Origin of the sequence: Mesorhizobium sp. M0894, assembly GCF_040319725.1 — a bacterium.
GTDB lineage: Bacteria > Pseudomonadota > Alphaproteobacteria > Rhizobiales > Rhizobiaceae > Mesorhizobium.
In genome coordinates this window covers 567,787-581,141 of the sequence record NZ_JAMYOG010000003.1, presented here as the reverse complement: position 1 = coordinate 581,141, position 13,355 = coordinate 567,787, and the positions used below count along the sequence as shown (strand labels likewise).

General features: G+C 64.1%; 12 protein-coding genes. 9 read left to right on the top strand and 3 right to left on the bottom strand.

Translation table 11 applies throughout. The annotated features are described in order from the left end of the window. From NKH91_RS09190 to NKH91_RS09170, 5 genes are all read left to right on the top strand, one after another. Positions 1-575 (top strand): IS5 family transposase (locus NKH91_RS09190; RefSeq protein WP_352883879.1); only part of this gene is annotated, 575 nt, incomplete at its 5' end. A 402-nt stretch (positions 576-977) separates the two neighbouring features. Then, entirely contained in the window at positions 978-2,867 is a 1,890-nt protein-coding gene (gene mnmG / locus NKH91_RS09185) for a tRNA uridine-5-carboxymethylaminomethyl(34) synthesis enzyme MnmG (protein WP_352845436.1), read from the top strand. Beyond that, positions 2,864-3,502 carry a 16S rRNA (guanine(527)-N(7))-methyltransferase RsmG gene (rsmG, locus tag NKH91_RS09180; RefSeq protein WP_352815940.1) on the top strand — a complete coding sequence of 213 codons (639 nt, stop codon included), beginning with the start codon at positions 2,864-2,866 and terminating at the stop codon, positions 3,500-3,502. Before mnmG ends, rsmG begins: the two co-directional genes overlap by 4 nt. A gap of 37 nt (positions 3,503-3,539) precedes the next feature. Beyond that, positions 3,540-4,340 carry a ParA family protein gene (locus tag NKH91_RS09175; RefSeq protein WP_084642633.1) on the top strand — a complete coding sequence of 267 codons (801 nt, stop codon included), beginning with the start codon at positions 3,540-3,542 and terminating at the stop codon, positions 4,338-4,340. A 45-nt stretch (positions 4,341-4,385) separates the two neighbouring features. Further along, complete coding sequence (locus NKH91_RS09170) at positions 4,386-5,267, top strand: ParB/RepB/Spo0J family partition protein (RefSeq protein ID WP_352845434.1); 882 nt, start codon at positions 4,386-4,388, stop codon at positions 5,265-5,267. A 315-nt stretch (positions 5,268-5,582) separates the two neighbouring features. On the opposite strand, the gene holA is transcribed toward NKH91_RS09170, so the two are convergent. The 3 genes from holA to NKH91_RS09155 are packed head-to-tail and all read right to left on the bottom strand — an operon-like array spanning position 5,583 to position 7,614. Further along, entirely contained in the window at positions 5,583-6,626 is a 1,044-nt protein-coding gene (gene holA / locus NKH91_RS09165) for a DNA polymerase III subunit delta (protein ID WP_352845432.1), read from the bottom strand. 53 nt (positions 6,627-6,679) lie between these two features. Next, the gene (locus NKH91_RS09160) at positions 6,680-6,973 is read right to left on the bottom strand and encodes a hypothetical protein (RefSeq protein WP_352845430.1); all 294 of its coding nucleotides are present in this window, start codon (positions 6,971-6,973) and stop codon (positions 6,680-6,682) included. Continuing rightward, positions 6,970-7,614 carry a hypothetical protein gene (locus tag NKH91_RS09155; protein ID WP_352845428.1) on the bottom strand — a complete coding sequence of 215 codons (645 nt, stop codon included), beginning with the start codon at positions 7,612-7,614 and terminating at the stop codon, positions 6,970-6,972. The genes NKH91_RS09160 and NKH91_RS09155 overlap by 4 nt, the downstream gene beginning before the upstream one ends. Before the next feature lie 314 nt (positions 7,615-7,928). Between NKH91_RS09155 and NKH91_RS09150 the strand changes: the two genes are divergently transcribed. The 4 genes from NKH91_RS09150 to lpdA all read left to right on the top strand — a co-directional run bounded on the left by NKH91_RS09150 (position 7,929) and on the right by lpdA (position 13,227). Beyond that, positions 7,929-9,161: a 3-methyl-2-oxobutanoate dehydrogenase (2-methylpropanoyl-transferring) subunit alpha gene (locus NKH91_RS09150; protein ID WP_023718744.1), complete on the top strand. Its 1,233-nt coding sequence runs from the start codon at positions 7,929-7,931 to the stop codon at positions 9,159-9,161. A 2-nt stretch (positions 9,162-9,163) separates the two neighbouring features. Next, a complete protein-coding gene (locus NKH91_RS09145; protein WP_352845426.1) occupies positions 9,164-10,177 on the top strand; it encodes an alpha-ketoacid dehydrogenase subunit beta in 1,014 nt (337 codons plus the stop codon). 11 nt (positions 10,178-10,188) lie between these two features. Further along, on the top strand, positions 10,189-11,568 hold the full coding sequence (locus NKH91_RS09140; protein ID WP_352481320.1) for a dihydrolipoamide acetyltransferase family protein: 1,380 nt from the start codon (positions 10,189-10,191) through the stop codon (positions 11,566-11,568). Positions 11,569-11,832: 264 nt separating this feature from the next. Further along, positions 11,833-13,227, top strand: coding sequence for a dihydrolipoyl dehydrogenase (gene lpdA / locus NKH91_RS09135; protein ID WP_352845514.1), 1,395 nt, complete (start codon positions 11,833-11,835; stop codon positions 13,225-13,227). The last annotated feature ends 128 nt before the right edge of the window (positions 13,228-13,355 follow it).

The following is a 13,355-nucleotide window of genomic DNA, read 5'->3' as shown; positions in this document are numbered from 1 at the left end:
AGTTGGAGAAGGCCGGCGTGATCCTGAAGCGTGGCACGATGCTGGATGCCACGCTGATCAATGCGGTCTCGTCACCGCCGACGCTTGAGCGGCCGTCGAAGGATCCAGATGCCCGCATTACCGCGCGGCAGGGCAAGGGCGGCTTCACCTTCGGCTACAAGGCTCATGTCGGGGTGGATGAGGGCTCTGGCCTGATCCGCACGGTGATCACCACACCAGCCAACGTCAACGACACGGTCGTGGCTGACACCTTGATCTGCGGCGACGAGAAGACGGTTTGGGCGGACGCCGCCTACGACACCCATGCCCGCCGCGCCCGGCTCAAGGCCGAAGGCAAGAAGGTGCGCATCGCGCGCCGCCCCAACAAGCATCATCCGCAGCTGCCGCCGCGTCTCAAGCACTACAATCGCTTGATCGCAAGACGCCGGGCGGCGGTGGAGACCACCTTTGCTACCCTCAAGTGCCGCATGAAGCTGACCACGATCCGCTATGTCGGGCTGGCCAAGGCGACCGCCCAGGTGACGATGGCGGCGATCGCCTTCAACATGCGCCGATGGGCCGCTATCGCGGGATAGGTGCGCCTGAGTCCGCCCATACAGGGTCGGACGACCGCCTGAAACCCCAAACAAGACGTCAAATCCCCCGCAAACAAGCGAACAACCGCCGCAACCCCGCCGCCGCAAGCTTTTGCTCATGACTGCGCAACAGGTCCCGTGTGGGAGAAGGTGGCCAAGCGAAGTTCGGTTGGATGAGCGGTGTTCCAGCTTGGCACCGACGGTGATCCGTCCAGCACCCCTCAACCGTCTTGGCGCTGCGCGCCAATCCACCTTCTCCCACAAAGGGAGAAGGCAGACAGGGCAGCGCCGGGCGTTCTCTATCTGCAATGGTCAGCGCAGTTATGCGCCTGAAGCCTCTCTGTTCTTGACAGCTCGTCCCGGCGGGCACATGTGTCGGCAGATTCGAACCGGAAGATACAGATGACCAATCGCTATGATGTGGTTGTGGTGGGTGGCGGCCATGCTGGGTGCGAGGCGGCCAGTGCTGCCGCGCGGGCTGGCGCCAGAACCGCGCTGGTGACGCTGCGCTTCGACACGATCGGCGTGATGTCCTGCAACCCGGCGATTGGCGGCCTCGGCAAAGGCCATCTGGTTCGCGAGATCGATGCCATGGACGGGCTGATGGGGCGCGTCGCCGATGCGGCTGGCATCCAGTTCCGTCTGCTCAACCGTCGTAAGGGGCCAGCGGTCCGCGGTCCGCGGACGCAAGCCGACAGGAAGCTCTATCGGCTCGCCATGCAGGCGGCAATCCGGCAGCAGGCCGGCCTCGATGTCATTGAAGGCGAGGTGCTGGACTTCGACATCAATGACGGGGAAATCGACGATGGGCGCATCGCGGCGGTGCTGCTGGCGGATGGAAGCAGGCTCGCCTGTGGCGCCGTGGTGCTGACGACCGGCACCTTTCTGCGCGGGCTGATTCATATTGGCGAGAAGAAAATCGTCGCCGGCCGCATGAACGAGCAAGCGAGCATCGGCCTGTCGGCGACGATGAGCCGCGCCGGCTTCAGGCTCGGGCGGCTGAAGACCGGCACGCCGCCGCGGCTGGACGGCAGGACGATCGATTGGGCGTCGCTTGAGAGCCAGGCGGCGGATGAAGATCCCGTGCCGTTCTCGCTGCTCACCGACCGCATCGAAAACCCGCAGATCCATTGCGGGATTACGCGCACGACCAATGTCACGCATGAGCTGATTCGCGCCAATCTTGGCCGCTCGGCTATGTATTCGGGGTCAATCGAAGGCGTCGGGCCGCGTTATTGCCCGTCCATCGAAGACAAGATCGTCAAGTTCGGTGACCGCGAAGGCCACCAGATTTTTCTGGAGCCAGAAGGGCTCGACGACGACACGGTGTACCCGAACGGCATCTCGACCTCGCTGCCCGAGGACGTACAGCTCGACACCCTGAAAACCATTCCGGGGCTGGAGCGGGCAACGATGCTGCAGCCCGGCTATGCCATCGAATATGACCATGTCGACCCACGCGAACTCAAGCCGACGCTGGAAACCAAGCGGATCGCCGGGCTTTACCTCGCCGGCCAGATCAACGGAACCACCGGCTACGAGGAGGCTGGCGCGCAAGGGCTGCTTGCCGGCTTGAATGCGGCGCGCAAGGCGTCGGCGAGCGATGAAATCGTGCTGAGCCGCACCGAAGCCTATATCGGCGTGATGGTCGACGACTTGACCAGCCGCGGCATCGCCGAGCCCTACCGCATGTTCACCTCGCGGGCCGAGTTCCGGCTGTCGCTGCGTGCGGACAATGCCGATGAGCGGCTGACGCCGCTGGCGATGAGACTGGGGATCGCCTCGCCGGAGCGAACGCAACGGTTCAACACTGTCGTGCAAGACCTTGAGAAGGCGCGGCAGCTCGCCCTCGGCACCACGATGACCCCCAATGAGGCGGCGCGCCATGGGCTCGAGATCAACCGGGACGGCGTGCGCCGCTCGGTCTATGAGTTGCTGGCCTATCCCGGCGTCGATATCGCCTGGCTGGGGCGCATCGAACCTGCTTTTGGCGCTATCGACGCCAAAACGGCCGAACGTCTTGAAACGGAAGCCAAATATTCCGTCTATCTCGACCGCCAGCAGGCCGACGTCTCGCAGATCAGGCATGAGGAGAGCCGGCTTATTCCCGAGTCGCTCGACTTTGCTTCTGTTCCCGGCCTGTCCAATGAGTTGAAGCAGAAGATGCTGGCACGCCAGCCGCGTTCCATCGCTGACGCGCAGCGTATGGAAGGCATGACGCCGGCGGCGCTGGCGATTATCGTCGCGCATGTCCGCAACGCCGAGGCGGCCGCGCGAAAGCAGGTCGCGTGAGCGCTGCGTCCTGGGCGAACCTGCAACAGGCAGCAGGCCCGGTTTCACGTGAAACATTCGGTCGTCTGGTCGAGTTCGAGGCCGTCTTCCAGAAATGGAATCGCCGGATCAATCTAGCCGCGCAATCGACGCAGGACGATGTCTGGCGCCGCCACATCCTCGACAGCGCGCAGCTGGCGCGAATCAAACCGGACGCGAAGCGCTGGGTCGATCTCGGCTCCGGCGGCGGTTTTCCCGGGCTTGTGCTGGCCTTTCTGCTGGTCGAGCGTGAAGGGGCCAGCATCGACCTGGTTGAAAGCAACCGGAAAAAAGCATCGTTCCTGCAAGCGGTCGTCGGACAGTTCAGCCTGCCTGCCAAGGTCATCGCGCGGCGCATAGACGACAGCTATCCTCTTGTTCCTGCACCACAAATCGTCACGGCCAGGGCGCTTGCGTCGTTGCCGACCTTGCTCGACTTGGCGGCGCCGTGGCTGACGAAGGGCGCGCGCGGCCTGTTTCACAAAGGCCGGGATTACCGCGCCGAAGTGGCAGAAAGCGCTCAACGATGGTCTTTCGATCTGGTAGAACATACCAGTGTAACCGACGCGCAGGGCGTCGTTCTCGAAATATCCGACTTGCGACAGCACCCTGGTTAGTGACCGGCGACCCCGAATGAATTTCTGGCATAGACCCATGATGAAGAACGGCCCCCGAATCATCACCGTCGCCAACCAGAAGGGTGGCGTCGGCAAGACGACGACGGCCATCAATCTGGCCACCGCGCTGGCCGCCATAGGCGAACAGGTGCTGATCGTCGATCTCGATCCGCAGGGCAACGCCAGCACCGGGCTTGGCATCGACCGGCGCGACCGCACCGTCTCCTCCTATGATGTGCTGACCGGCGAACTCGACCTGGAAGCGGCGGCGATCCCGACGGCGGTGCCCGGCCTGTCGATCGTGCCGTCGACACTCGACCTGCTCGGCATCGAGATGGAAATCGCCTCGGCGCCGGATCGGGTGCTGCGGCTGCGCAATGCGCTGCGGGCTTCGGCCGAGCGCTCGGCCAATTTCGGCTATGTGCTGATCGATTGCCCGCCTTCGCTCAATCTGCTGACGCTGAATTCGATGGCTGCGGCCGATTCGGTGCTGGTACCGCTGCAGTGTGAATTCTTCGCGCTGGAGGGCCTGAGCCAGCTGTTGGAGACGGTCGAGCAGGTGCGCCGTTCAATCAACCCCGATCTGACGATCCAGGGCATAGTGCTGACGATGTTCGACGGGCGCAACAATCTCGCCAACCAGGTGGTGCAGGATGTGCGGGCGCATATGGGCGATAAGGTCTATGAAACCGTCATCCCGCGCAATGTCCGCGTTTCCGAGGCGCCGTCCTATGGCAAACCGGCGATTCTCTACGACCTCAAATGCTCGGGCAGCCAGGCCTATCTGCAGCTTGCTTCGGAAGTGATCCGCCGCGAGCGCAAATTGCGTGCCGCCTAACAGTAGCCAACAAGCGATTCGATACCGAAACGATCTGGACGGACGATGAACGAAGACCCTTCGAGAAAGAGACTGGGACGGGGACTAGCCGCATTGATCGGCGAAATCGATCGCCCGGCGGCACCGGAAAAGCCGGGGCGGGCGGCCGACGGCAAGGTGCCGATCGAGTTCCTCAGCCCTAACCCGAAAAACCCGCGGCGGCATTTTGGCGACGCCGACCTGACCGACCTCGCCCAGTCGATCCGCGAACACGGCGTGGTGCAGCCGGTGGTGGCGCGGCCGTCGAAAACCCAAACGGGCCGCTACGAGATTATCGCCGGCGAGCGTCGTTGGCGTGCGGCGCAACGCGCCGGGCTGACCGAAATCCCGATCATTGTGCGCGATGTCAACGATCGCACGGCGCTCGAACTGGCGATCATCGAAAACGTCCAGCGCACCGACCTCAACCCGGTCGAGGAAGCGCTGGGCTACCAGCAGCTGATCGACGACCACGGCTATACCCAGGCCGATCTCGGCCAGGTGATCGGCAAGAGCCGCAGCCATGTCGCCAACACGCTGAGGCTGCTCAAGCTGCCCGACGTCATTCGCGACATGCTGGTCGATGGGGCGCTGTCGGCCGGCCACGCCCGTACCTTGGTGACGGCCGACGACCCGGCCGGGCTCGCCAAGCGGATCATCGATGAGGGGCTTTCGGTGCGCCAGGCCGAGGCGCTGGCGCAGATGCCGGTCGGCGCGCCGGCGGCAAAACGCCAACCCGCCGCACCGCCGCAAAAGGATGCCGATACACTGGCGCTGGAGCGGCAGATGACCAGCACGATCGGCATGATCGTCACGATCGAGCACAACCAGCGCGGCGGCGTGATCAGCGTCGCCTACCGGACGCTGGAGCAACTCGATGAGCTTTGCCGCAGGCTGAAGCGGGAGTAGGTATGGCCCGGTACCTTAGCCGGCAAACTACTCGTGAATCGACTGCCGTTCTGACAAGAATTCGCTCCTGTTCGGGGTGTTGGCGCCGCCCCTCATCTGCCTGCCGGCATCTTCTCCCCGTATAGTGACGGGGAGAAGGGCGCTGTCTTCGACGGTTTTGCCGATCTCCAGCATTGCAAGAAGGTGCCGGCGTTGCGGCCGGCTTCTTTCTCCCCGTTTACGGGGAGAAATGCCCGGTAGGGCATGAGGGGCGGCGCCAGCCTCAATGATTGTCGTCTCCGACTGAGTTGAAGCTGCCATCTGCTCGAAGCGAGCTTACCTCTGCGCCAGCCTTGCGCTTTCCACGGCAATGCCGAGCAGCGCCTGGCGTGCCAGCGCGATCGACAGATCGGGCCGCCGGCGCGTTTGCAGCACCGCCGTCTGCAAGCGGGTCAGGGCGCGGCCGAGCGCCTCGCTGCTCCAGCGTTCGAGGGCTTTCTCGACCAGCTTGCGCCTGGAGAAAAACACCGGCGGGCGCGCCGCGGCTACGACCGAAGCGGCATTGCGGCCGCCGGCGTCGATCAGGCCGCGCATCGCCTGGATCGTCTGCAACTGCCGCATCGCCGATGAAAGCACCAGGAAGGGCTGGCCGCCAGACTGGCAATGGCGGGTGAAGGCGCTGTCGAAGTCGGCGATCCTGCCTTCGAGCAGGGCGTCGACGGCCGCATCGAAGGAGAGGCCGGAGACATCGCCGGATGTCGCCTTGACGTCGTCGAGGCCGATTTCGGCCTGGCCATGCGCATAAAGCACCAGCTTTTCGATCTCGCCGCGCGAGGCCAGCCGGTCGCCGCCGAGGTTGCGGCGCAGCGCCTGCCGCGCCTCCAGCGTCATCGACATGCCAGCCTTGCGCAGTTCGTCGTCGATGACCGTGTCAATGTCCCTGGCCTCATCGGCGTAGCAAGGCAGAGCCATGGCATTGTCCGCCGCCTCCACCACGGCGCGCAGGCCGACGCCCTTCTTCAGGTCACCGGCCTCGATCAGGATAATGGCATCGCGCGGCGGCTCGGCGGTCAGCGCCCTGACGTCGTCGGCAAGCGCCTTCTGAGCGCCGGCATTGCGCACCCATAGCAGGCGCCGCTCCGAAAACATCGGCACGGTGTGCGCCTCGTCGAGCAGGCGGCCCTCGTCGCGATCGACCTCCGATCCGTCCAGCCTGACCACCGAGAACGGATCGTCGAGCGGCAGGCCGGTCCTGGCGGCAAAGGCCTTTGCCCGCTCGGCGACCAGCCCGCGATCGGGACCGTAAAGCAGCACGATCGAGACGCGCGGATCCGGCTTCGCGAGCCATGAATCGACCTCGTATGCTTTCTTCTGTGCCATGGTGTTGTGGTTAGCATGGCGAGAGCTCCGGGTGAACCACAGGCGCCGGCCTGCTAGTTCTTGTCCTCGGGGGATTGCAGGATGCTATCAGGCTTGAACGAAGTATCGGCAGCACCGAGGCGTTCATAGTCCGTCATTGCCGCGTCAAGCGATTTGTCTTTCTCGACCGACCACAAAGTCACTGAGGCCAGATAATTTGTGAAGGCGTTCTGCTCTCTTGCGAAAATGGCGGCCAAACGCGAGTCGTTTTGGAAAAAGCGATCGAGTTCCTGTTTGATTGCAACGTCATTCTTCGCCAGCGACCGTATAGCCCATACAGCCGATGCCACCGTCATCACACGCATCATGTCTTTTGATGCCTGCTCTTGGGGCACCCATATTTCCGGCATGCAGCGACAATCATGATATTCTCGGGGCGACCTGGAGCCACCGCACCCGCGAATTTCCCCATAACAAGGCCGATGCGGATTGCGTCCGCCGCGATGCCGTCACGGCTGGTTCGAAGATTTCCCAGAATATGATCTATGTAGGACAAGTCTCCTGTCGCCATATAGGCGCCAAGCAGCAGATCATTGTCCAACGGGACAAAGAGGGGTGTCAACGTTTTCAAAGGCATGGCACCGGGGGATGCTGCATCCTCCAGCTTTCGGCTCGACGCGAAACGCCGCGCTTCGTCCGTGAGACCAGCCTTGTGCAGAGCGGCCAGATAAAGGTCAGCCGCGCGATCGGAGGGCACGCCATCCAGCAGTTTTCGTCGCATCTCCGGCGAGCCGTCGAACAATGCAGCGAAAAACCCGGTTATCGTTCCGTTTTCAGCGCTGGACGGAGCTTGATCCAAGGTTGTGATAAGCCGGTCAATGCAGGCAGCATCCCTCGTGCGATAGTACGTGCCGATGCAATCGTCCGACTGAGCGAAAGCTGGTCGACCGGATCCAACCAGAAAAGCTACAATCGCCAAAGCGACGACGGCCCTCGATCTGCCTTGCATTCCCGCCTCTCTCACAACGATGCCGTCAGGATAAGGTCCTGAATGGTAGGCGCAACTTGAATCGCTGGATGTGCGGGCTCGTCAAAGGCAAGCTCACCCCGGGACATATCGTCTGTTGCGGCAATCGTCGGCAAATTTCTGCTAAGTTGCGTGCTGCCGTCCAACATCGACAAGAAATTTCGCAGACACATCTTCATCTTGTGCGCGGCAGGCTGCATCGGCGGGAGCCGAAGGACCGAAGCCCTGCCCGACGAATTGGCACTGGTCCGGCGGTGTGCAAATATCGCGCCGGGCAACAGTGGAGGACCGAGATCATGGCCGATGCCGGAATGTTGCGCTTCCATGTTCCGGAGCCGGAGGTGCGGCCGGGCGGCACGCCGGATTTTTCAGACGTGACCATCCCCAAGGCCGGCTCGGTGCCGCGCCCCGAGATCGACGTCGATCCGCGCACCATCCGCGATCTGGCGTTCTCGATCATTCGTGTGCTCAACCGCGCCGGCGAGGCGGTCGGGCCCTGGGCCGGCCTGCTTTCCGACGAGGAACTGCTGGAGGGGCTGCGCCATATGGTGACGCTGCGCAGCTTCGATGCGCGCATGCAGATGGCGCAGCGCCAGGGCAAGACTTCCTTCTACATGCAGCATCTCGGCGAAGAGGCGGTGAGCTGCGCCTTCCGCAAGGCGCTGGCGCCGGGCGACATGAATTTTCCGACCTATCGGCAGGCCGGCCTGCTCATCGCCGACGGCTATCCGATGGTCACGATGATGAACCAGATCTATTCGAACGAGGCCGATCCGCTGAAGGGCCGGCAGCTGCCGATCATGTATTCGTCGAAAGAGCACGGCTTCTTCTCGATCTCCGGCAATCTGGCGACGCAGTACATCCAGGCGGTCGGCTGGGCGATGGCTTCGGCGATCAGCAATGACCAGAAGATCGCCGCCGCCTGGATCGGCGACGGCTCGACCGCCGAGTCCGACTTCCATTCGGCGCTGGTGTTCGCCTCGACCTACAAGGCGCCGGTCGTGCTCAACGTCGTCAACAACCAGTGGGCGATTTCGACCTTCCAGGGGATCGCCCGGGGCGGCTCCGGCACTTTTGCTGCCCGCGGACTGGGCTTCGGCATCCCGTCGCTGCGCGTCGACGGCAACGACTATCTCGCCGTCCATGCGGTGGCCAAATGGGCGGCGGAGCGGGCGCGCAACAATCTCGGGCCGACGCTGGTCGAATATGTCACTTACCGCGTCGGCGCCCATTCCAGCTCCGATGACCCGTCGGCCTACCGGCCGAAGGCCGAGTCCGACGCGTGGCCGCTCGGCGACCCGATCGTCAGGCTGAAGAACCACCTCATCCAGCGCGGCGTCTGGTCGGACGAACGCCACGCCCAGGCCGAGGCGGAAATCCTCGACACGGTGATTTCGGCGCAGCGGGAGGCCGAGCGCCACGGCACGCTGCATGCCGGCGGCAAGCCCTCGGCGCGCGATATGTTCGAGGGCGTCTATGCCGAGATGCCGCCGCACCTCAGGCGCCAGCGCCAGCAGGCGGGAGTCTAACCATGCCGCGACGGACCATGATCGAGGCAATCCGCGACGCCATGGACGTGTCGATGGCGCGCGACGGGCGTGTCATCGTCTTCGGCGAAGATGTCGGCTTCTTCGGCGGCGTCTTCCGCTGTACGCAAGGCCTGCAGGCGAAATACGGCAGGAGCCGCTGCTTCGATGCGCCGATCAGCGAATCCGGCATTGTCGGCGCGGCCATCGGCATGGCCGCCTACGGGCTGAAGCCTTGCGTCGAGGTGCAGTTTGCCGACTATGTTTATCCGGCCTATGACCAGATCGTCTCGGAAGCGGCGCGGCTGCGCTATCGATCGAACGGCGACTTCACCTGCCCGATCGTGGTCAGGATGCCCACCGGCGGCGGCATTTTTGGTGGCCAGACCCACAGCCAGAGCCCGGAGGCGCTGTTCACCCACGTCTCCGGGCTGAAAGTCGTGGTGCCCTCGAACCCGCATGACGCCAAGGGCTTGCTGATCGCCGCGATAGAGGATCCCGACCCAGTGATCTTCCTGGAACCGAAGCGGCTTTATAACGGACCCTTCGACGGTCATCACGAGCGGCCGGTAACACCATGGTCGAAACACGAGCTTGGCGAAGTCGCCGACGGCCATTACACGGTGCCGCTAGGCAAGGCGGTGATCCGCAGACAGGGCGCTGAGGTCACCGTACTTGCCTACGGCACGATGGTCTATGTCGCCCAGGCGGCGGCCGAGGAGACCGGCATCGATGCCGAGATCATCGATCTGAGAACGCTGCTGCCGCTCGACCTCGAGACGATCGTCGCCTCGGTCAACAAGACCGGGCGCTGCGTGGTCGTGCACGAGGCGACGCTGACATCGGGGTTCGGCGCCGAACTTTCGGCGCTGGTTCAGGAGAACTGCTTCCACCATCTGGAGGCGCCGGTGGCGCGGGTCACCGGCTGGGACACGCCCTATCCACATGCGCAGGAGTGGGACTATTTTCCCGGTCCTGCGCGGCTAGGCCGCGCGCTCGTCGAAACGATGGAAGCCTGAGGGGGAAGACGATGGGCGAATATGTCATCAAGCTACCCGATGTCGGTGAAGGCGTCGCCGAGGCCGAGCTGGTCGAATGGCAGGTCAAGGTCGGCGATCTCGTGCGCGAGGACGCCGTGCTGGCCGCTGTGATGACCGACAAGGCGACGGTCGAGATTCCCTCGCCCGTCGATGGTGAGATCCTCTGGCTGGGTGCGGAGATCGGCGACACGGTGGCGATCGGCTCGCCCATCGTGCGCCTGAAGGTGGCCGGCGAGGGTAACGTCAAGCCGCCACGGGACGTTGAGGCGGGCGCCAAGCGTACCCCCACCCCTAACCTTGCCGGGGCGAGCCACGGGTCTCGCCCGTCCTTCGGACCCCCACAAGGGGGAGGGGGACGAGCTTCGGCTCCCAAGGCCGACGCCAAACCAGTCCCACCTCCGTCAGGAAGCGCTTCTGTGCGCGAAAGTGAGCCGGCAACGGAATTCCCCTCCGGCGGGGGTACTGCGCCGATCTCCGGCGCGCGGCGTCCGGAGGGCGAGAAGCCGTTGGCCTCGCCGGCCGTCCGCCTCAGGGCGAAAGAGGCCGGCATCGACCTGCGGCAAATTGTGGGGAGTGGCCCGGCCGGCCGTATCCAGCATGAGGACATCGAAGCTTTCCTGGCGCGCGGACCCGGGCCCGCCAAGATTTCCGGGCTTGTCCGCAACGAGGCGGTCGAGGATATCAAAATAGTCGGGCTCAGGCGAAAGATCGCCGAGAAGATGACGCTGGCCAAATCGCGCATCCCGCACATCACCTATGTCGAAGAGATCGACGTCACCGCGCTCGAGGATTTGCGCGCCGCGCTCAACAAGGAGAAGCGGCCGGGCGCGGACAGGCCGAAGCTGACGCTGCTGCCGTTTCTGATGCGGGCGATGGTCAAGGCGATCGCCGACCAGCCAAACCTCAACGCGCTGTTCGACGACGAGGCGGGCATAATCCACCAGCATGGCGGGGTCCATATCGGCATCGCCGCGCAGACCCCGTCGGGGCTGGTGGTGCCGGTGGTCAAGCACGCCGAGGCGCGCGACATCTGGGATTGCGCAGCCGAGGTTGTCAGGCTGGCTGAGGCGGCAAAATCCGGCACGGCGACGCGCGACGAGCTCTCTGGATCGACCATCACCATCACTTCGCTCGGGGCCATGGGCGGTGTGGCGACGACGCCGGTGATCAATCATCCGGAAGTGGCGATCCTCGGCGTCAACAAGATGATGATGCGGCCGGTGTGGGACGGCACCCAGTTCATCCCGCGCAAGATGATGAACCTGTCCTCCAGCTTCGACCACCGCGTCATCGACGGCTGGGACGCTGCGGTGTTCATCCAACGGATAAAGGCGCTGCTGGAAACGCCAGCGCTGATTTTTGTGGATTGAGGAGATGAATAGAATGTTGCGGCGATGCGGAACGATCGGGATGCTGGAGGGACAGCGCCCCCCTCTGCCTTGCCAGGCATCTCCCCCACAAGGGGGGGAATTGGCAGTTTCCGCGCTCCGACCGCTCCTGCGACGGCGGCGATTGGCGAAGGCGGAGGCGAGATCCAATCTCCCCCCTTGTGGGGGAGATGTCCGGCAGGACAGAGGGGGGCGCGAAGGATCGCCACAGAGCGCCTTTTTCCGAGCCGCTGCATGGGCCACGACATGAAGGAAATCTCCTGCAAGCTGCTCGTCATCGGCGCCGGTCCCGGCGGCTATGTCTGCGCCATCCGCGCCGGGCAGCTTGGCATCGACACGGTTATCGTCGAGTTCGGCAAACCGGGCGGCACCTGTCTCAATGTCGGCTGCATCCCGTCCAAGGCGCTGATCCATGCGGCCGAAGAGTTCGAAAAGGCGTCGCACATGGCCGGCGGCAACAGCCCGCTCGGCATTTCAATCGCAACACCATCGATTGATCTCGAAACGACCATCGCCTGGAAGGACGGCATCGTTAGCCGGCTTAACAGTGGCGTTGCCGGCCTGTTGAAGAAGGCCGGGGTCAAGACCGTGCACGGCTGGGCGAAATTCCGTGACGGCAAGACCGTCGAGGTCCAGACCGAAACCGGGATGCAGGTGGTCCGCGCCGAGACGGTGGTGATCGCCACGGGCTCGGCGTCGGTCGAATTGCCGTCGCTGCCCTTCGGTGGGCTGGTGATCTCGTCCACCGAAGCGCTGGCGCTGAGCGAAGTGCCGGAAAGGCTTGCCGTCGTCGGTGGCGGCTATATCGGGCTGGAGCTCGGCATCGCCTTCGCCAAGATGGGCGCCAGGGTGACCGTGGTCGAGACTTTGCCGCGCGTACTGGCGCAATATGATGCCGAACTGACCCGGCCGGTGGTGAAGCGGCTCGCCGAGCTCGGTATCGAGGTGCTTGTGGGCGCCAAGGCCAAGGGGTTGTCGACCAAGGGCGATGCGCTGCTGGTCGAGACGAAGGACGGCAAGAATGCCAAGATCGTTGCCGACAGGATTCTGGTCACCGTCGGGCGCAAGCCGGTGGTCGAAGACTGGGGGCTCGAGCAGATCGACCTCGACATGGCGGGAAAATTCATCCGCATCGACGACCAGTGCCGCACCTCGATGCGCGGCATCTTTGCCGTTGGCGACGTCACCGGCGAGCCGATGCTGGCGCACCGGGCGATGGCGCAAGGCGAAATGGTCGCCGAGATCGTCGCCGGCCACAAGCGCAGCTGGGACAAACGCTGCATTCCCGCTATCTGCTTCACCGATCCGGAGCTGATCACCGCAGGCCTGTCGCCGGAGGATGCAAAGGCCCGTGGCGAGATCAAGGTCGGATTGTTCCCCTTCGCCGCCAATGGCCGGGCGATGACGAAGATGGGTGAGGAGGGCTTTGTCCGGGTCGTTGCCCGCGCCGACAACCATCTGGTGCTCGGCATCCAAGCGGTCGGCCAAGGCGTGTCGGAACTGTCGACGGCCTTCGGCCTGGCGCTGGAAATGGGCGCGCGTCTGGAGGACATTGCCGGCACCATCCACGCCCACCCGACGCAAGGTGAGGGTTTTCAGGAAGCGGCGCTGAAGGCGCTCGGGCAGGCGGTGCATGTTTGAGGGCAGCTGATCTCCCCCCTTGAGGGGGAATTGGCCGGCAGGCCAGAGGGGTCGGTTCGACTGGATGCGACCTCCCTCGCGACAGATGGAGGTTACGCTCTACGCGAAGCGACCCCCTCTGTCGCCTT

Bases quoted from the DNA above. Each gene is read 5' to 3' on its own strand.
- mnmG (WP_352845436.1), top strand. From the start codon at position 978: ATGACCAATCGCTATGATGTGGTTGTGGTGGGTGGCGGCCATGCTGGG.
- NKH91_RS09175 (WP_084642633.1), top strand. From the start codon at position 3,540: ATGATGAAGAACGGCCCCCGAATCATCACCGTCGCCAACCAGAAGGGT.
- NKH91_RS09170 (WP_352845434.1), top strand. From the start codon at position 4,386: ATGAACGAAGACCCTTCGAGAAAGAGACTGGGACGGGGACTAGCCGCA.
- holA (WP_352845432.1), bottom strand. From the start codon at position 6,626: ATGGCACAGAAGAAAGCATACGAGGTCGATTCATGGCTCGCGAAGCCG.
- NKH91_RS09160 (WP_352845430.1), bottom strand. From the start codon at position 6,973: ATGATGCGTGTGATGACGGTGGCATCGGCTGTATGGGCTATACGGTCG.
- NKH91_RS09155 (WP_352845428.1), bottom strand. From the start codon at position 7,614: ATGCAAGGCAGATCGAGGGCCGTCGTCGCTTTGGCGATTGTAGCTTTT.
- NKH91_RS09150 (WP_023718744.1), top strand. From the start codon at position 7,929: ATGGCCGATGCCGGAATGTTGCGCTTCCATGTTCCGGAGCCGGAGGTG.
- NKH91_RS09145 (WP_352845426.1), top strand. From the start codon at position 9,164: ATGCCGCGACGGACCATGATCGAGGCAATCCGCGACGCCATGGACGTG.
- NKH91_RS09140 (WP_352481320.1), top strand. From the start codon at position 10,189: ATGGGCGAATATGTCATCAAGCTACCCGATGTCGGTGAAGGCGTCGCC.
- lpdA (WP_352845514.1), top strand. From the start codon at position 11,833: ATGAAGGAAATCTCCTGCAAGCTGCTCGTCATCGGCGCCGGTCCCGGC.